This window comes from Streptomyces griseomycini (assembly GCF_014203535.1).
Lineage (GTDB): Bacteria > Actinomycetota > Actinomycetes > Streptomycetales > Streptomycetaceae > Streptomyces > Streptomyces griseomycini.
Genome location: NZ_JACHJI010000018.1, coordinates 75,472 through 90,302 on the forward strand (window position 1 = coordinate 75,472; position 14,831 = coordinate 90,302).

Below are 14,831 nucleotides of genomic sequence, written 5' to 3' on the forward strand. Positions count from 1 at the left end.
CTGGCTTCAGGACCACCCGGAATCCGGCATGTCTTCATCCCCGTCGGCGCCTGCCGGCTCAGCCTCCAGGAAGGCTGGTGGCGCATCTTCCGCAAGGCCGCCCTCGCCGGCCGGTCCTTCGCCGGACCACCCGAGATCGAACAGGCCACCCGCCTCGCGACATCCCGGCTCAACGCCCGAGCTCAGCCCTGGATACGGGGCAGACCTGCACCCCCCACCAGGCGCTTACGCCGCCGGTATGTGTACACCCTTCGAGGAGCCCGGCACCAGGCGCCCCCATCGCCGCCTTCGGCTGGTGCGCAGGGATCTTGCCCGGTCAGGCCCAGGCTGCGGCGAGCCGATGGGCCATCGCGTGCAGGGTCGGGCGCGAGGGTGCGGGCGCGCCGGTCATCACCATCAGAGTGAGCGGTCCGCACAGTTCGGCGACGGCTGATTGGTCTTCCGGTACCGCGCCGAGCCTAGTCCGGACGTGATCCAGTACAGCGCGGGCCGGTGCGGCCAGCAGGTCGGCGTCGGCGACGAGGCGGCCGACCTCGGAGTCGTGCTGGGCTTCGCCGAGCAGCGCTCGGTAGGCGGCTCCCGCGGGTGAGGTCGTGAGGAAGGTGGCCAGCCTGACCAGGAAATCGGTCATCGTGCGGACCGGGTCGGCGTGTGCGGTGACGGCCAGCTCGCTGCGCGCGTCCTCATCGCAGGCTTCGATCAGGATGTGCGCCTTGGTCGGCCACCACCGGTACACGGTCATCCGCCCCACTCCGGCGCGCTCCGCGATGCCTTTCATGGTCATCGCGGAGTAGCCGATCTCGACGAGCAGGTCGTCGACGGCGCGCAGGACGGCGACGCGGGCGACCTCACTGCGTGGGCGCCCGGGGGCGGCAGGGCCGGTCATGCTGACAGAGTATCGGGACATGGCATACCGCTACCCGCCGGCCGCAGCCCGGGGCGAGTGCGGCGTGCAACGCACGTGAGGTCCCCGGTCCTATGGGTCCGGCACCCCTTCATATCGAGACACCGTGCATCGAATCTGCTAGGGTTTCGAAGCAGCAAGCCTCGTTATTGTCCGAGCGGGACCGACCCCGGTCGTTCCCGAAGTGTTTGCGGCGTTGCGCTCCCGTGCGGGCTGCGAGCGGCCGATCCCTTTAGAGCCGTCGTGTCCTGTACGTCGTGATGCCGTAACCCAGGTGACGCGCCCGGCCGTTTCTCACGCTGGTGTCGCAGCGGCCTGTGTCACGCAGTCCTCTTCCGGCCCTCTCAGCCACGGCACGACCCGACCCATCCGCGATCAGCCGAGGAGATGCAGCAGGATGTCCGACAACGACGAAGCGCCCATAGGCGGGCACAGCCGCCGGGCTGTACTCAAAACGGGTGGGTTCGCCGCCACGCTGGTCGCCACCGGCGGTGTGCTGGGCACCGCCGTCGGCGAGGGCGCGGGCGCTGCACCGCCCGCCCCGGCCACTGAGGTGACACTCGACGTCAACGGCAGAACTCATCGCCTCACAGTCGAGACCCGGGTGACCCTCCTGGAGACGGTGCGTGAGCGTCTCGGCCTGACGGGCACGAAGAAGGGCTGCGATCGGGGCGAGTGCGGCGCCTGCACGGTTCTCGTCGACGGCCGGCGTGTGAAGTCGTGCCTGACCCTCGCGGTCATGGAGGACGGCCGGGAGATCACCACGGTCGAAGGGCTGGCCCGCGGCGAAGAACTGCATCCCGTGCAAGAGGCGTTCATCCGGCGGGACGCCTTCCAGTGCGGGTTCTGCACCCCCGGGCAGATCATGTCCGCCGTCGCCTGCATCGACGAGGGGCATACGGGCTCCGACGACGAGATCCGGGAGTGGATGAGCGGCAACCTCTGCCGGTGCAGTTGCTATCCGAACATCGTCGACGCCGTACGGGACGCCGCGAGGGAGCGCGCGTGATGAAGCCGTTCGACTACACGCGCACGGCACGTGCGTCCGAGGCCGTGCGGTTGGTGGCGGCCCGCCCGGGGGCGACGTTCGTCGCGGGCGGGACCGAGTTGCTGAACCTCGTCAGGGACCGGGCTCTCGCCCCGGACCTGGTCGTGGACATCAATCAGGTCCCGCTGTCAGGCATCGAACTGCGCGACGGCACGTTGCACGTGGGGGCGATGGCCCGGATGCGGGAGGTGGCCGAGCACCCGGTGGTCCGTTCAGGGTTCCCGGTGATGTCCGAGGCCCTGCTGGCGTCGGCGTCCCCGCAGATCCGCAACCGGGCCTCCATCGGCGGGAACCTCATGCAGCGCACGCGGTGCTGGTACTACCGCGACGCCGGCAGCCCGTGCAACAAGCGCGAGCCCGGCAGCGGATGCCCGGCCATCACGGGGCAGAACCGCTGGCACGCGATCCACGGCGGCAGTCGCCACTGCATCGCCGTACATCCCTCCGACCTCGCGGTCGCACTGAGCGCTCTGCAGGCCACCGTTGTCGTTCTCGGCCCACGGGGCGAACGTTCCATCCCTCTCAAGGACTTCTACCTCCTGCCCGGCACGACCCCGCACAAGGAGACGGCACTGCGGCACGGCGAGCTGATCACCGGGGTCACCGTCCCCGGGAGCCGGTCGGCCCGTCACTCGCGCTACCTCAAGCTGCGCGACCGGGCGGCGTTCGAGTTCGCCGTGGTCTCCGTGGCCGCGGCGCTGACCATGGAAGGCAGCGAGGTGAGCGATGTCCACCTCGCCTTCGGGGGCATCGCCCCGCGGCCGTGGCGCTCGGCCGAGGCCGAAGCGGCCCTGCGCGGGCGGCCGTTGACCGACTCCACCATCGCGTCGGCCGCCCAGGCACTGGTCAGCGGCGCGCAGCCGCGCGAGCACAACACGTTCAAGGTCGAGCTGGTACGCCGTGCACTGGCCGACATTCTGACCGACCTGGGAGGCAGGCGATGAGCCGGATCGTGGGCAGGCCCGTGCCCCGCGTCGAGGGCCACGCGAAGGTGACCGGCGCGGCCGAGTTCACCGCGGACGTGCACGTCCCCGGCGCCCTGCACGGCGTCATGGTGCTCAGCACCGTCGCCCGCGGACGGATCACCCGCCTGGAGACCCGGCAGGCCGAGCGCTCCGCCGGTGTGGCCGCCGTGATGACCCACCGGAACATGCCACGCTTGACGGTCCCGGAACCGCATCTGCTGGTCAAGCGCTTCCTCCCGCTGCAGGACACGGAGATCCACCACAGCGGCCAGCCGGTCGCTCTCGTCCTGGCCGAGACCCTGGAGCAGGCCCAGCACGCGGCGACGCTCGTGCGCGTCTCCTATGACACCCAGCCCGTCCGGACGGTCTTCGAAGACGCCATGGACGACGCCTGGATCCCCCCGCCCGAGGAGGAGCCCGGGGAGACCCCCGTGCCCAACGAGCTCACCCGCGGTGACCCCGAGGGCGCCCTCGCGCGCGCCGACCTGCGCGTCGACGTCACCTACACCACGCCCATCCACCATCACAACCCGATCGAGCCGTCCGCGACCACGGCTGTCTGGCGGGGCCGAAAGGTGACGGTGTACGACGCCAGCCAGGGGGTCACCGCCGCCCAGGAGAGCATCGCCCAAGCCCTCGACCTGCCGGTCGGGCACGTTCGCGTGATCTCGCGGTATCTGGGGGGAGGGTTCGGCTGCAAGACGCCGTGGCCGCACACCGTACTCACCGCTGCCGCCGCCCGGGAGGTCGACCGCCCGGTCAAACTCGTCCTGTCCCGCTCCGACTCCTACAGCCTGCACGGGCACCGCTCCCAGGCCCATCAGCGCCTGCGGCTCGGAGCCCGGCGGGACGGCACGCTCACCGCCATCGACCACGTCACCACCCAGCAGGTCTCCCGGACCGAGGACGAGTTCCTGCCCAGCGCCAGCGTGCCCACCCGCCGCCTGTACGCCTGCGACAACCTCTCCCTCGCCCAGCGGGCAGTCCGGCTCGACCTGCCCACCCCGGCCTGGATGCGCTCGCCCGAGGTCATGCCGGCCCACGGTTTGGAGTGCGCACTCGACGAACTGGCCTACGCGGCGGACATGGACCCGATCGAGTTGCGGCTGCGCAACCACACCGCCACCGACCCCGAGACCGGCGAGCCGTTCCCCAGCAAACACCTCAAGGAGTGCTACCGGCGCGGCGCCACCGCGTTCGGCTGGAGCGAACGCAACCCGCGCCCCGGCTCGATGCGCGACGGCCGCATCCGCATCGGCTGGGGCATGGCGACCGCCGCGCACAGCGCAGGCGGCATGCCCGGCGCAGCCGCCCGTGTCACCCTTTCCACCGAGGGCACGGCGCAGGTGCAGGTCGCCACCCAGGACATCGGCACCGGCACCTACACGGTCATGTCCCAGATGGCCGCGCACGTGCTGGGCCTGCCCCTGGACGACGTCGACTTCGTGCTCGGCGACACGAACCTGCCCTACGCGTCGCTGTCGGCCTCCTCCGCCACCGTTCCGGCCGTCGGCAGCGCCGTCAACCGCACCTGCACCAAAGCCCGGCAGAAGCTGATCGGCCTCGCCGTCGCCGACCCGCGCTCCCCGCTGCACGATCTGCCCGCCGACGGGATCACCGCCGAAGAGGGGACCCTTTACCAGACGAGCCGGCCCGAGCGGCGGGACAGCATCCGCGCGGTGCTCACCCGCCACGGCCGGCCGCTCGACGTCGCCACCGAGGCCCCGGAGGAGAGCGGGGAGCAGTACTCCACCGGGGCCGTCTTCGCCGAGGTACGCGTCGACCCACTGCTCGGCCAGGTCCGCGTCACCCGCATGCTCGGAGCCTTCGATCCCGGGCGCGTCCTCAACCGCAGAACGATCCGCAGCCAGGTCATCGGCGGCTTCATCTGGGCGGTCGGTTTCACCCTCACCGAACACACCCTTCTCGACACCCGGTACGGCCGGTTCGTCAACCGCAATCTCTCCGGCTACCTGATCCCCGTCAACGCCGACATCCCCGACATCCAGGCCCTCTTCATCGACCAGCCGGATCCGACCAGCCAGGCCCTCGGTGCCCGTGGGTTCGGCGAGACACCGATGTGCGGCATGACCGCCGCCATCGCCAACGCCGTCCACCACGCCACCGGACGCCGGATCCGCGACCTGCCCCTCACCCAGGACAAACTCATCGCGAGCGCATCATGAACGACGCCTGGCAGCAGTTGTACCGCCTGTGGGAGTCGGGCACGCCCGGCGCCCTGGCCACCGTCGTCTCCGCCTACGGCTCGGCGCCCAGGCAGCCCGGAGCGATCATGGTCTGCACCCCGCAGGGGAAAGTCACCGGCAGCGTATCGGGGGGCTGCGTGGAAGGGGCCGTGTACGACAAAGCCCAGGAGGCACTGCGGTACGGCACCGCAGCACTGGAACGCTACGGGGTCGGTGACGACGACGCCGGCGCGGTCGGCCTGACGTGCGGCGGCACCATCGAGGTCCTCGTCGAACGCATCGACCGCTCCTCCTTCCCCGAATTGGAGGACCTCCTCACCCATCGACGGGCCGGCACCGCCGTCGCCCTGGCCACCCTCCTCGACGACGCGAGCGCACCCGGCTCGGGCCGGCACCTCGTCTGCTGGGCCGACGGCACGAGCGGCAGCACCGGCAGCAGCGCCCTCGACGAGGAGATCGCACGGGAAGCAAAACGGCTGCTGGCCCAGGGCCGCTCCGGCGTCATCCGCCCCACGACCGCCGCTACGGACGGCCCGAAGAACGGCACAGCCGGCAGCCCTCGCGTGTTCGTCAACTGCCTGACGCCCCCGCCGCGCATGCTGATCTACGGCGCCAACGACTTCGCCGCCGCCCTGGCACGCCAAGGCGCCCTGCTCGGCTACCGGGTCACCGTGTGCGACGCCCGCCCGGTGTTCACCACACCAGAACGGTTCCCGGACGCCGACGACGTCGTCGTGGCCTGGCCCCACCACCACCTCGCCGCCGAAGCGGCAGCCGGACGCATCGACGCGCGCACCGCGGTCGTCTCACTCACGCACGATCCCAAGTTCGACCACCCCCTGCTGAAGACCGCGTTGCGCCTGGATCTCGCCTACACCGGAGCCATGGGCTCGCGGCGCACCGCCGCGCGCCGGGTGGCGGGACTGCGAGCCGCGGGACTGCCCGAGGAACAACTCACGCGCCTGAGCTCTCCCGCCGGACTGGACCTGACCGGTACCAGCCCGGCCGAGACAGCGCTGTCCATCACCGCCGAAATCCTCCACCTGCGCAACGGCGGCAGCCGGATGCGCCTGCGCGACATCCACGGACCGATCCACCGGAAAGCCACGCCACCGCAACAGCCGCTGCTGGAAGTAAGCGCCCCCTGACCCGTCGGCGAGCGGACGCCGTCCCGCCGGAGGCTCGGCAACGACTGCGCAGCCGCGTTGTGCCACGTCGCCGACAAGCTCCTGACCGGCCTCCACTTCTGTCCCACCCGCCAGGGGATCCAGTGGGCTGCTCGCGCCGTAGGGCCGGGCTTGCAGAAGGCGGTGTTGCAGGTGGAGCAGCTCGTCCGAGGGGAAGTCGCCGGCGTTGAGATCGGCGGTGTCGAGCCGGGCGCCGCAGGGGCCTTGTCCGGGGTCGATGACGTTGCGGCACTGGGCTGGGTGGAGCGGGTCGGCGTGCGGCTCGACGATCAGACGTCGTGAAGTGCCTCGGATCATCTGTGCCGGCAGCTCGCGGGCGGGGCAGGTGGTGCAAGGAAGCAGCGGTGCTCCAGGCAGGCGAAGTCGGCCGCCATCCGCCATGCCGGTTTCCAGGGTCCTCCGTGGCGTTGCTGGATGGCCGAGCCGTCGCCGGAGAGGCAGGAGGGGCAGTAGCGCGTCGATGTCGTCAGCAGCCAGACGGGGAAGACCCCGCGGGGGGCGGGTGTCAGGCCGCGCATGCCCAGACCGTGCTGGGGCTCCACCTCGTCGGCGAACCAGTCGACCCCGTCGATCCGGAACCCGGCACCCGGCGCCAAGTCCAGCAGTCTCTGTGCCGCCGTCGCCGGGGCCCCTTCCAGCCCGTCGGCCAGACCAGGGAGGAATCGCTCAGCGGGCGACCCAGGTCGAGGCCTCCGGTGCCAGAGGAGATGAACCGCGTGGGCCCGCCCCACCGCCGGCAGCCGTGTCATCTGGACCAGTTCCCCGAACGCGACCGGCCCGTCGGCGGCGGCCGCGAGAAGAGCGGGCTGGCATCCCAGCTGGTCCGTCAGCGGCCGCCGTTGCGCCGACAGCGCGTCCAGCCCCGAGAGCGCGTGCGGGCGCCATCCGGTGATCACCGAGTAGCGCCAGCCGCAGGCGGCCGCAGCCTCCCGGGACGCGGCAAACTTCACCGCGTCCACCTCGCCGGTCAGTCCGGCAGGCCGGATATCCAGCAGCCAGTGCCCGCTGTCACCCATCACGGCCAGGAAGTCCGGGGTGTGTCCGGCATGGCCGTCGACGTGCTCGAAGCTGAGGGTGAAGGGCTGCGGAAGCACCTCGATCACCGCCATGAAGTCCAGGGCCAGCAGGGCCGCCCTCTCCTCCAGCGATTCGAAGCCGTGCTTCCGCCCTGCCGAGACCAGGAACTCCAGCACCGGACGATGTCTTCGCTTCGTCCTCCAAGTGAACCCGCGAACCGGCTTCGACGAAAGCGCCGGCACCGAACCGAGGTCCCGGACCGGCCAGACGACCTCCGACCGTTGATCTGCCAGGCGGCCGTCCAGCGGCTCGCCCAGTTGTCCCGCATGACCAGCCGCGTACGGGCCTCATCCAGGCTCCTGTACGGCGACATCAGCTCGTCCAGGACGCATGCGTCAGAACGGACCTGGGCGGCAGCCCTCGGATTCACCGCACCAGATCACCGGCTCGTACGGCGCCCCGCAGCGGTTGATCACAACTGATCGCTTCGCAGAGTGACCACGGGACAACATCGGCGTCGCTTGCCAACAAGCGTGCTGATTCGCCAACTGTGCTGGGTCGTCACACACAGTAGGCAACCTCGGCCGCGCGACGGGTCGCCGGTCTCTGTCCACAGGCCCGGCCGGGCGGAATGATCACATGACTGCTGACGACGTGAAGCGCACTGCCCGGATCCGGGCCAAGATCCTGGACGGCCTCGCCCGCGCGGAGTGTGCCCTGTTCACCCGGCCCGCGCCGAAATCTGCGCGAGCCCAGATGAAATTCCTTTGCACGCGGGAGAAGGGTTCCACCAAGTCCCTGGCCGAGCGTCTGGGCGTCTCCCGCAAGACGGTGCAGCGCTACCTCTCGGGTGCCTCCACCAAGCCGAACAAGCGCCTCCGGGCGGCGCTGGTGCAGGAGACCGAATCGGAGTGGCAACCGCAGGTCAGAGCACAGGCGCGGCAGCGCGCGGCGTCCTCGGGTGGGCTGGTCATCTCCTGCCGGGCGTGCTTCGGACTCGGTCCGGGGGCGCCTAAGGGTCTGCCGATCATTAACCTGTCGTCTTGATCTTGTTGTTGGGGTTGCTGCTTCGGGTGGTGGCCGGCGCGATGGTGATGCCCTGTGCTTCGAGCAGGCGTCTGATCTTCAGCAGGGTGCGGTGCATGGCGGTGCGGCTGCTGTTGAAGAGCACGGCGAGGGGTTCCGCGGCCAGGTTGACGCGCAAGTGGAGCACGGCGGCCAGGACCTGGTCGGCGAAGGTGAGCCGGGGCGGGCGGCCGCGGCGAGTGTCCCCTTTTGCGGCCAGGGTTTCGATGAGGTGCTGCAGCTGGTGCGGGGTCAGGCCGGTCAGTGCGGGATCGGACAGCATGGCCGGGTCCCACTGCGGCGCCGATGGTCGGCTGCTTCGGGCTGCCGGGATGGCGGGGCCGACTGGGGGTGCAGGGCATAGTTCCACTCGCCGTGGAAGGCGTGCCGGGTCAGCGGCAGAGCCGCCATCTCCGCGTCGCCGACGCCCATGCCGGTGGGATAGATGTTGGTGTCCAGCCGGGCCTTCACGCGCAGTCCGGTGCGGGTGGTGGTCGCGGCGATCGATTCGAGGATGACTTCGTGGCTGGTCAGCGGGCGACCGCGCCAGTTCATGGTGATGTGGGAGAAGAGCCGGTGCTCGATCTTGTTCCACTTCGAGGTGCCCGGAGGCAGGTGGCAGACCGTGATGGTCAGGCCGGTCTCGGCGGCCAGACGGGCGAGGTGGAGTTTCCAGACCCGGGTGCGATAGCCGTTGGAGCCACCCGCATCGGCGGTGATCAGCAGCCGGGAAGCCCGCGGACAAGCGGCCCGGCCCTGGTCGTGCCACCAGCGGCGGATCGACTCCACCGCGAACGCGGCGGTGTCGTGGTCGGTGCCGACGTTGATCCAGCCGGTGTTGGCCGCCAGGTCGTAGGTGCCATAAGGGATGGCTTTGCCCAGCTGCGGATCGGCGAAGTCGTGGACACGTACCGGCACCGGTTCGCCCGTCGGCCGCCAGGAACGGCCCGGATCGTGGAAGTCGCCGACCAATTCCTTTTTCTTGGTGTCCACGCTGATCACCGGCTGGCCGGCGTCCCGGTGTTCGCGTGCTTGCTCGTTGAGATACCGGAACGGGGCATCCCTGTCGGCATGCTGACTTCCCTCGAGCGTCTTGGCGTTGGCCTGCAGCCGGAAGCCCTCCTGGCGCAACAGGCCGGCGACGGTGTCGGCACCGACCCGGTGTCCCTGGCGGGTCAGCTCGGCCGCCAGCGTGCGGGTCGACTTGGTCGTCCACCGCAACGGCGACATCGGATCCCCGCGCTCGTCCGGTTCGACCAGACCCAACAGCGCAGACCGCAGTCCGGGATCGAGGTCCGCGACGCGTTTGCGCCCACCGCCCGGCCGCCGCACCCGCCCCACCAGGGATTCGCCCGCCTCCAGGTCGGACATACCCCTGCGGATCGTTGTCTCGCTCACCCCGGCCGTCCGGGCCACGGCCCGGATGCCGCCATGCCCCAGACTCCGGGCCTCCGCGGCCGCCAGCAACCGTCGCTGCCGCTCGTCCAGATGCGGGAACAACACCGCGAGCTTCACAGCAAGTTGATCACGAGTCTCGTCCGGGATGCGCATACGACATCAACGAGACCCCACCTCCGAAAGCAACACCTTGATGATCGGCAGGCCCTTAGCGCCGTGGAGGTGCTGCTGACCGCCGACCTTGCCCAATGCGGACTGACCGCCACTCGAACGTGTTCGTCACGGCGTACCCCCTTGTGCGCAAGTGGATCACCCAGCTCGATCCCGCCAACGGAAACTGCATCCGGACTGGGGTGTTGTCCCGGAGGCCAACCGTCGTGAGAACTGCAGGCGAGCTCTGCCTCCTACGGTGCCTGGTGCGGTGAGGTGGAGGTCGTACAGTTCTCGCAAGACGCGGCGCCATCTGCAGGACGGAAGCTGTGGCCGCAGCCCATACACACCGCCAGCGCGGGCTGCAGCCTGGCGCACTGGAAACAGAAGGCCATCGGGGTGTCCGGATCGGCGGCGAACCGCGCCCCCTCCACGAGACTCTCCACCTCGCAGTGCGGGCAGTGCTCGGTTGCGGTCAAGCCGGTGAGCAAGTCCGGCATCCCGGGATCACGGCCCAGGATCTCCACGCCGTAAATGAGAGCGATGTCTTCGGCGTCGCGGGACATGCCGCAGAACCGGCAGCGAGAGGCGCGGGCCGCTCCTTGTGCCTGGGTGGGCTCAACAACCAGGGCCCACTGGCGGCAGTCGGGACACTGCAGTGTGCGGTCGCGCAGCGCATGCAGCTCGGCCCGGAGCCGCTGCATGCGCTGCTTTACAAAGCCCTCGATCTCAGCGAGGCCACTGCGGATGCGCTCGAGGTCGCTCTGCGCAGCTTCGGCTTCCTCCAGGGGCAGCGCCGGCAGCAGATCCTCGTCGACGAAGCGAATCAGGAAGTCCAGGACCTCGGCTGCCCGGCTCTCCACGGCGCGGGCGTTCGCCGACTGGCCGAACAGCCCGTAGTGCTGCAGCGCGTTGCGGTCCTTGGCCAGCCGACTTAGAGCTTTGCGGTCTTTCTCGGTTATCTGCACTTCTGCGATGTCCCGCAGTCGTTGAATTGTCTCGTCGGGTCCGCAGCTGAGCAGGCTGCCGCTCTCCAGTTCCGCCCGCTTCGCCTTCGCCGGGTCACTGAAAACCAACGACCAGTGCTCGAGCTGGAGCCGGGCCTTGAGCAGTACCTCGGTGCCGGCGGCGAGGTGGAGGACGGCGTACTTCAGGGCCCGGGCACTGACTCGCTCGGTGCCGGCCTCCAGGTGCTCGACGACGCTGAGCAGGTAGTCGAGCCCGTTCGGGACCGGTGGGAAGTACACCTCGCTGCCGGGATGCTCGACATCCCGGCCTGGGTCGTACGTCCGGCCCTGCGGGACACCGGGTGTCCGCCAGCTACCAGGCTTCGCAACATGCGCACCGGAAGCATCGGCCCACACTTCGGCGTCGGCCTCTCTACTCCCTGGGTCCATGGCCCCCGGCTTCCCCTTCAACGGTCTCCCCGTATCGTATGAGACTGCCGAGGCGGGCAAAGATGCTGGACCGGTCCCTCCGTGACTTCTTCCACCTCCTGACTCCTGTGCAACGGGGCCGGGACCTCTCACCGGTCTGGGCGGTCCACGCCGGGCAGACAAACCTACGACGCCCGGCTGACGTCATCGCCCACGGTCGGCCACGAGTGCCGGCGCGGCTCAGGGCACGTCCCGGCTCAGCCCGCGGCGGCGGGCTGAGCCGGGCGGGGCGTGGCCGGCCGCGACTACGCCCCGCTTGTCACTGGATGCCGGGCGGGGTGCTGGACGCCGGGGCGGGGGCGTCCGCTGTGGGCGCTGTCGGCTGCGTCGGTTCTGGCACCGGAGTGACGGACGGTGCGTTCATGCCGCTGGCGAACAGCAGAGCCCCGATGCAGGCGAGGACTACCTTGGTTGCCAGGTCGATCGCTGCCCCGACGGTCGGCCATCGGTAGCCGACAACGGAGATGCCGACACCGAAGAGCAGGAGAAGTGCGATGACCCCCAGAGGGTCGTGGCCGTTCATGCGTGAACCTTTCGGTCTCTGGTCCACGCTCCTGGTGTCGGCCGGGCATCAGGAACGTGTTCCCCATGTGTCTCTGCACGCTGGTGCGGAGGCACCGGCGGGAGCCGGCGCGGGATCCACTGGATCGGTCGCCGCGGGTGCTCCGCATTGGCGGCAGAATGCTGTTCCCAGCCTGTCTGGTGATGATGGTGAGAAGCAGTGTCTGGCCAGGAGTTGAGCACCGTCGGCAAGGACGACGACGCGCATGAGAAGCACCTCGCGTTCAAAGAGATGCTGCGCGACCGGTTCCAGATGCTGCGTGACTCGGGGCTGAGCCAGAACCAGTTCGCGACGAAGTACGGCTACACCAGCGGCCGGGTCAGCAACACGCTCCGGGCCAACGCGGACGGCACGTACTTCCCGCGGATCAAGATGTTCGAAGAGCTGTGCAGGGAACTGGCCGAGCGCTGCCACGTCCAGGACGCGGCGCTTGTCGTGCTGCGCCAACGGCACCGGGAGACACTGGAGGCCCTGTGCGCCGTCGACAAGCCGCACCACATCCACCAGACGATGCTCGCGGAGCTGTATCACGCTGAAGTCGTCGCCGAACTCACGGCGAAGGTGAGCAGCGATCAGCTGGCCCTGTCCCACGCGATCGCGGAACGGGACACGCTTCGCGAGGACCGGGACGACCAGCGTCAGCGCACCCATGCCCTTTCCGCCCGGATTGAGCAGCTCCAGCGTGATCTGAACTCTGCCAAAGCGGGTAAGCAGCAAGCCATCTTGCAGCGTGATCGGGCGAGCGCAGAGCTCGACCGGTTCGAGTCTCACGAGGCGGCAGCCGACAGAAGAAGCGGGGCTGAGCTGGGCGTTTCCCATGGAGAGCACCCGTTTGGAGGTGCCCGCCCGAATGGCAGTCGCATGCGGAGCACACGGTTCATGGCCGCAGTGGCAGTGGTCTTCGGCGCGCTGGCCATGTACGGCGCCGCCCAGCTGCTTGAAGACGCCGATCAAGAGGGCGGTACCAGCGATCAGGGGAAGTCAGTGACCTCCACGCCGCCCGCCAGCAGCTCTGCTCCGCACGAGAACACTCCCACGCAGGAGGCCTCCAAGCCGAGCAAAGTGCCCACGACACCCCCACCCCACCAGCGCTGGACATAGCCGACCTCAACTTCACGGGAGACAATTGGGTCCAGGGGGCGTGGACACTCGGCGGCAGAAAGTACGAGAAGAGCCTGGCCTGGGTCAATGCATGCAACGAGGAAGAGTCAGTGGTGATCTCCCTCCCCGACGCCTACCACCGCTTCACCGCCCAGGTGGGGCTGAACGAACCATCCGACGACCGGGACCACGAAGGCGTGACCGATTTCGACGTCTATGCAGACCTCAACATGGATAAAAGGGCGGACAGCGATGAGCTGGTCGCTTCCAAAGGTGTGACATTCGACAAGCCAGGGGCCATCGAGACCAATGACCTCCAGGGTGCCCGACAGATCATCCTGGCCGCCCACACCGACAGCTGCGGCGGCACCCCTCTGGTCTGGGGCAACCCGAAGGTCTCCTAACGCCCCTCGATGCATAACGGGCCGGATCCTTGCGAGCGGTCTACGGCGCGCCCGCCCGGCGATACCGTGGTGGTCTGGGTCAGTTCCGCCACTCGTGGAGGCCCCGATGAGCGACCAGCCGGCCCCCGCCAAACACTACGGCCCGGCAGCATCTGGAGCCCACGGCCGCCGACGCGGTCCGCGCCTACGCAGCAGACATCCGGGCCCGGGCCGATGAGTTCGCCGCGGTCCTAGAGGACATTGCCGCCCACGGCCTGCCCGACCCCGAGCAGTGCACCCCATGGGAGGACCCGCGCGAGGCCCACCTCGCCCGCCTGGCCGCGCAGCGCCCGGCCGTCACCTGATGCCCCCTCGCCAGGGACGGCGCGCCCGGATCACCTTCTCCGACGCCGCCGCCAAACAGCTGGATTCCCTCACCAGCGAAGCGGAACTCCACGCCCTCGACCGCACCCTGGTCGTCATCTCTGTCGATCCCGAGATCGGCCAGCCCATACCCAGCGACACCACCGGCCCCCAGCTGCGCCAGTACACCGACGACGTCGACCAGGTCCGCGTCCTTGTACTTCGTCACCGCCCTGCGCATCCCGGTTATCTAGGGTTCGCGGGGTGTTGATGCAGGTTACCGCCGCGCAGCTGCGTAAGGGACGTCAGGCACGGTTCTCGTTTGGTCGGCTGGATCGCCCCTGCCGGAGGCGTTGCGACCGGCAGGGCCGACTCCCTGCGCGGAGACTCCTCCCGTCGACGCCGGTGGGTTCACTGTTGAGTCAGGAGGGACAGGATATTGCGGCTGCCGTTTGAGGTAGCGGTCCGAGGCCACATACTGCTGTCATGACGAGTGAGGCCGCTCAACTCTTGATGGCTGCCGGGCGCGATCTGCGGCTGCGGCGCTTCATGGGACCTCTGCCATTTGAGGTGGACCAGTGGATGCGTCAAGATCTAGAGTGTGATCTTCCTCTGCCCAAGCGGCTGGACGATGGCACCATCGGCTACCACTTTGAGGTGCGCGACCCCGACTACTACATGGGCACTTATTTCCGGCTGGTGTCTGCCGGTCAGGGACGCCCTTATCTGACGGTCGGTCAACACTATCCGGCAGATCTGGACGGGTGGCGGGCGGTGGTTGCACATCTCAATCGGTTCTCCGGCGACACGTTACTCCCGCCGCGAAAGTACATCTGGCTCTTCGGCCATGAGGACTTGGCCCGCCAGGCCGATGCCGCGTATCAGGCGCGGCTGGACGAGGTCATGACGAGATTGGGCTGGGGTGTTCCTGAGCCGCAGATCGGTGAGCCGGTGCGGCGACGTCGTCGCTGGTGGCCGTGGGGTCGAGGGTGATTCTGCGGCCTCATAGCCACCGGCGAACGACGCCACCCGTTAGGCACGGTTC

Annotated in this window: 14 protein-coding genes and 2 pseudogenes; 11 read left to right on the forward strand and 5 right to left on the reverse strand. The window is 69.2% G+C overall.

The window, feature by feature from the left end; genetic code table 11:
• Window positions 1-316: 316 nt before the first annotated feature.
• A complete protein-coding gene (locus FHS37_RS33495; protein WP_184828204.1) occupies window positions 317-886 on the reverse strand; it encodes a TetR/AcrR family transcriptional regulator in 570 nt (189 codons plus the stop codon).
• A gap of 415 nt (window positions 887-1,301) precedes the next feature.
• Here FHS37_RS33495 and FHS37_RS33500 point away from each other — a divergent pair, with 415 nt between their 5' ends.
• The 5 genes from FHS37_RS33500 to FHS37_RS33520 all read left to right on the forward strand — a co-directional run bounded on the left by FHS37_RS33500 (window position 1,302) and on the right by FHS37_RS33520 (window position 6,593).
• On the forward strand, window positions 1,302-1,913 hold the full coding sequence (locus tag FHS37_RS33500; protein ID WP_184828206.1) for a (2Fe-2S)-binding protein: 612 nt from the start codon (window positions 1,302-1,304) through the stop codon (window positions 1,911-1,913).
• Complete coding sequence (locus FHS37_RS33505; protein WP_184828208.1) at window positions 1,913-2,896, forward strand: FAD binding domain-containing protein; 984 nt, start codon at window positions 1,913-1,915, stop codon at window positions 2,894-2,896. The genes FHS37_RS33500 and FHS37_RS33505 overlap by 1 nt, the downstream gene beginning before the upstream one ends.
• Window positions 2,893-5,103, forward strand: coding sequence for a xanthine dehydrogenase family protein molybdopterin-binding subunit (locus FHS37_RS33510; protein ID WP_184828210.1), 2,211 nt, complete (start codon window positions 2,893-2,895; stop codon window positions 5,101-5,103). The genes FHS37_RS33505 and FHS37_RS33510 overlap by 4 nt, the downstream gene beginning before the upstream one ends.
• Window positions 5,100-6,272, forward strand: coding sequence for an XdhC family protein (locus tag FHS37_RS33515; protein ID WP_184828212.1), 1,173 nt, complete (start codon window positions 5,100-5,102; stop codon window positions 6,270-6,272). The genes FHS37_RS33510 and FHS37_RS33515 overlap by 4 nt, the downstream gene beginning before the upstream one ends.
• 150 nt (window positions 6,273-6,422) lie before the next feature.
• Window positions 6,423-6,593: a hypothetical protein gene (locus FHS37_RS33520; protein WP_184828214.1), complete on the forward strand. Its 171-nt coding sequence runs from the start codon at window positions 6,423-6,425 to the stop codon at window positions 6,591-6,593.
• Between the two features lie 11 nt (window positions 6,594-6,604).
• Here FHS37_RS33520 and FHS37_RS40220 read toward each other — a convergent pair whose 3' ends face one another.
• Window positions 6,605-7,504, reverse strand: coding sequence for a TniQ family protein (locus FHS37_RS40220; RefSeq protein WP_229890306.1), 900 nt, complete (start codon window positions 7,502-7,504; stop codon window positions 6,605-6,607).
• Between the two features lie 463 nt (window positions 7,505-7,967).
• On the opposite strand from FHS37_RS40220, the gene tpg reads away from it, so the two are divergent.
• Window positions 7,968-8,375: a telomere-protecting terminal protein Tpg gene (tpg, locus tag FHS37_RS33535; protein ID WP_184828218.1), complete on the forward strand. Its 408-nt coding sequence runs from the start codon at window positions 7,968-7,970 to the stop codon at window positions 8,373-8,375.
• On the opposite strand, the pseudogene FHS37_RS33540 reads toward tpg, so the two are convergent.
• From FHS37_RS33540 to FHS37_RS33550, 3 genes and pseudogenes are all read right to left on the reverse strand, one after another.
• Window positions 8,359-9,944: pseudogene (locus tag FHS37_RS33540) on the reverse strand (ISAzo13 family transposase). The gene tpg and the pseudogene FHS37_RS33540 sit on opposite strands and share 17 nt — an antisense overlap.
• A gap of 251 nt (window positions 9,945-10,195) precedes the next feature.
• Complete coding sequence (locus tag FHS37_RS33545; RefSeq protein WP_184828220.1) at window positions 10,196-11,338, reverse strand: hypothetical protein; 1,143 nt, start codon at window positions 11,336-11,338, stop codon at window positions 10,196-10,198.
• Window positions 11,339-11,636: 298 nt separating this feature from the next.
• A complete protein-coding gene (locus tag FHS37_RS33550) occupies window positions 11,637-11,900 on the reverse strand; it encodes a hypothetical protein (RefSeq protein ID WP_184828222.1) in 264 nt (87 codons plus the stop codon).
• A 198-nt stretch (window positions 11,901-12,098) separates the two neighbouring features.
• Here FHS37_RS33550 and FHS37_RS33555 point away from each other — a divergent pair, with 198 nt between their 5' ends.
• From FHS37_RS33555 to FHS37_RS33570, 5 genes and pseudogenes are all read left to right on the forward strand, one after another.
• The gene (locus FHS37_RS33555; RefSeq protein ID WP_184828223.1) at window positions 12,099-13,040 is read left to right on the forward strand and encodes a hypothetical protein; all 942 of its coding nucleotides are present in this window, start codon (window positions 12,099-12,101) and stop codon (window positions 13,038-13,040) included.
• Window positions 13,037-13,444, forward strand: a complete 408-nt coding sequence (locus FHS37_RS33560) for an NPCBM/NEW2 domain-containing protein (protein ID WP_268254622.1) — start codon at window positions 13,037-13,039, stop codon at window positions 13,442-13,444. The genes FHS37_RS33555 and FHS37_RS33560 overlap by 4 nt, the downstream gene beginning before the upstream one ends.
• 106 nt (window positions 13,445-13,550) lie before the next feature.
• Window positions 13,551-13,788: pseudogene (locus FHS37_RS40920) on the forward strand (hypothetical protein).
• Window positions 13,788-14,057 (forward strand): hypothetical protein, encoded by a 270-nt coding sequence (locus tag FHS37_RS33565; protein ID WP_184828226.1) that lies wholly within the window; start codon window positions 13,788-13,790, stop codon window positions 14,055-14,057. Before FHS37_RS40920 ends, FHS37_RS33565 begins: the two are co-directional and overlap by 1 nt.
• Window positions 14,058-14,272: 215 nt before the next feature.
• Window positions 14,273-14,779 (forward strand): hypothetical protein, encoded by a 507-nt coding sequence (locus FHS37_RS33570; RefSeq protein ID WP_184828228.1) that lies wholly within the window; start codon window positions 14,273-14,275, stop codon window positions 14,777-14,779.
• The last annotated feature ends 52 nt before the right edge of the window (window positions 14,780-14,831 follow it).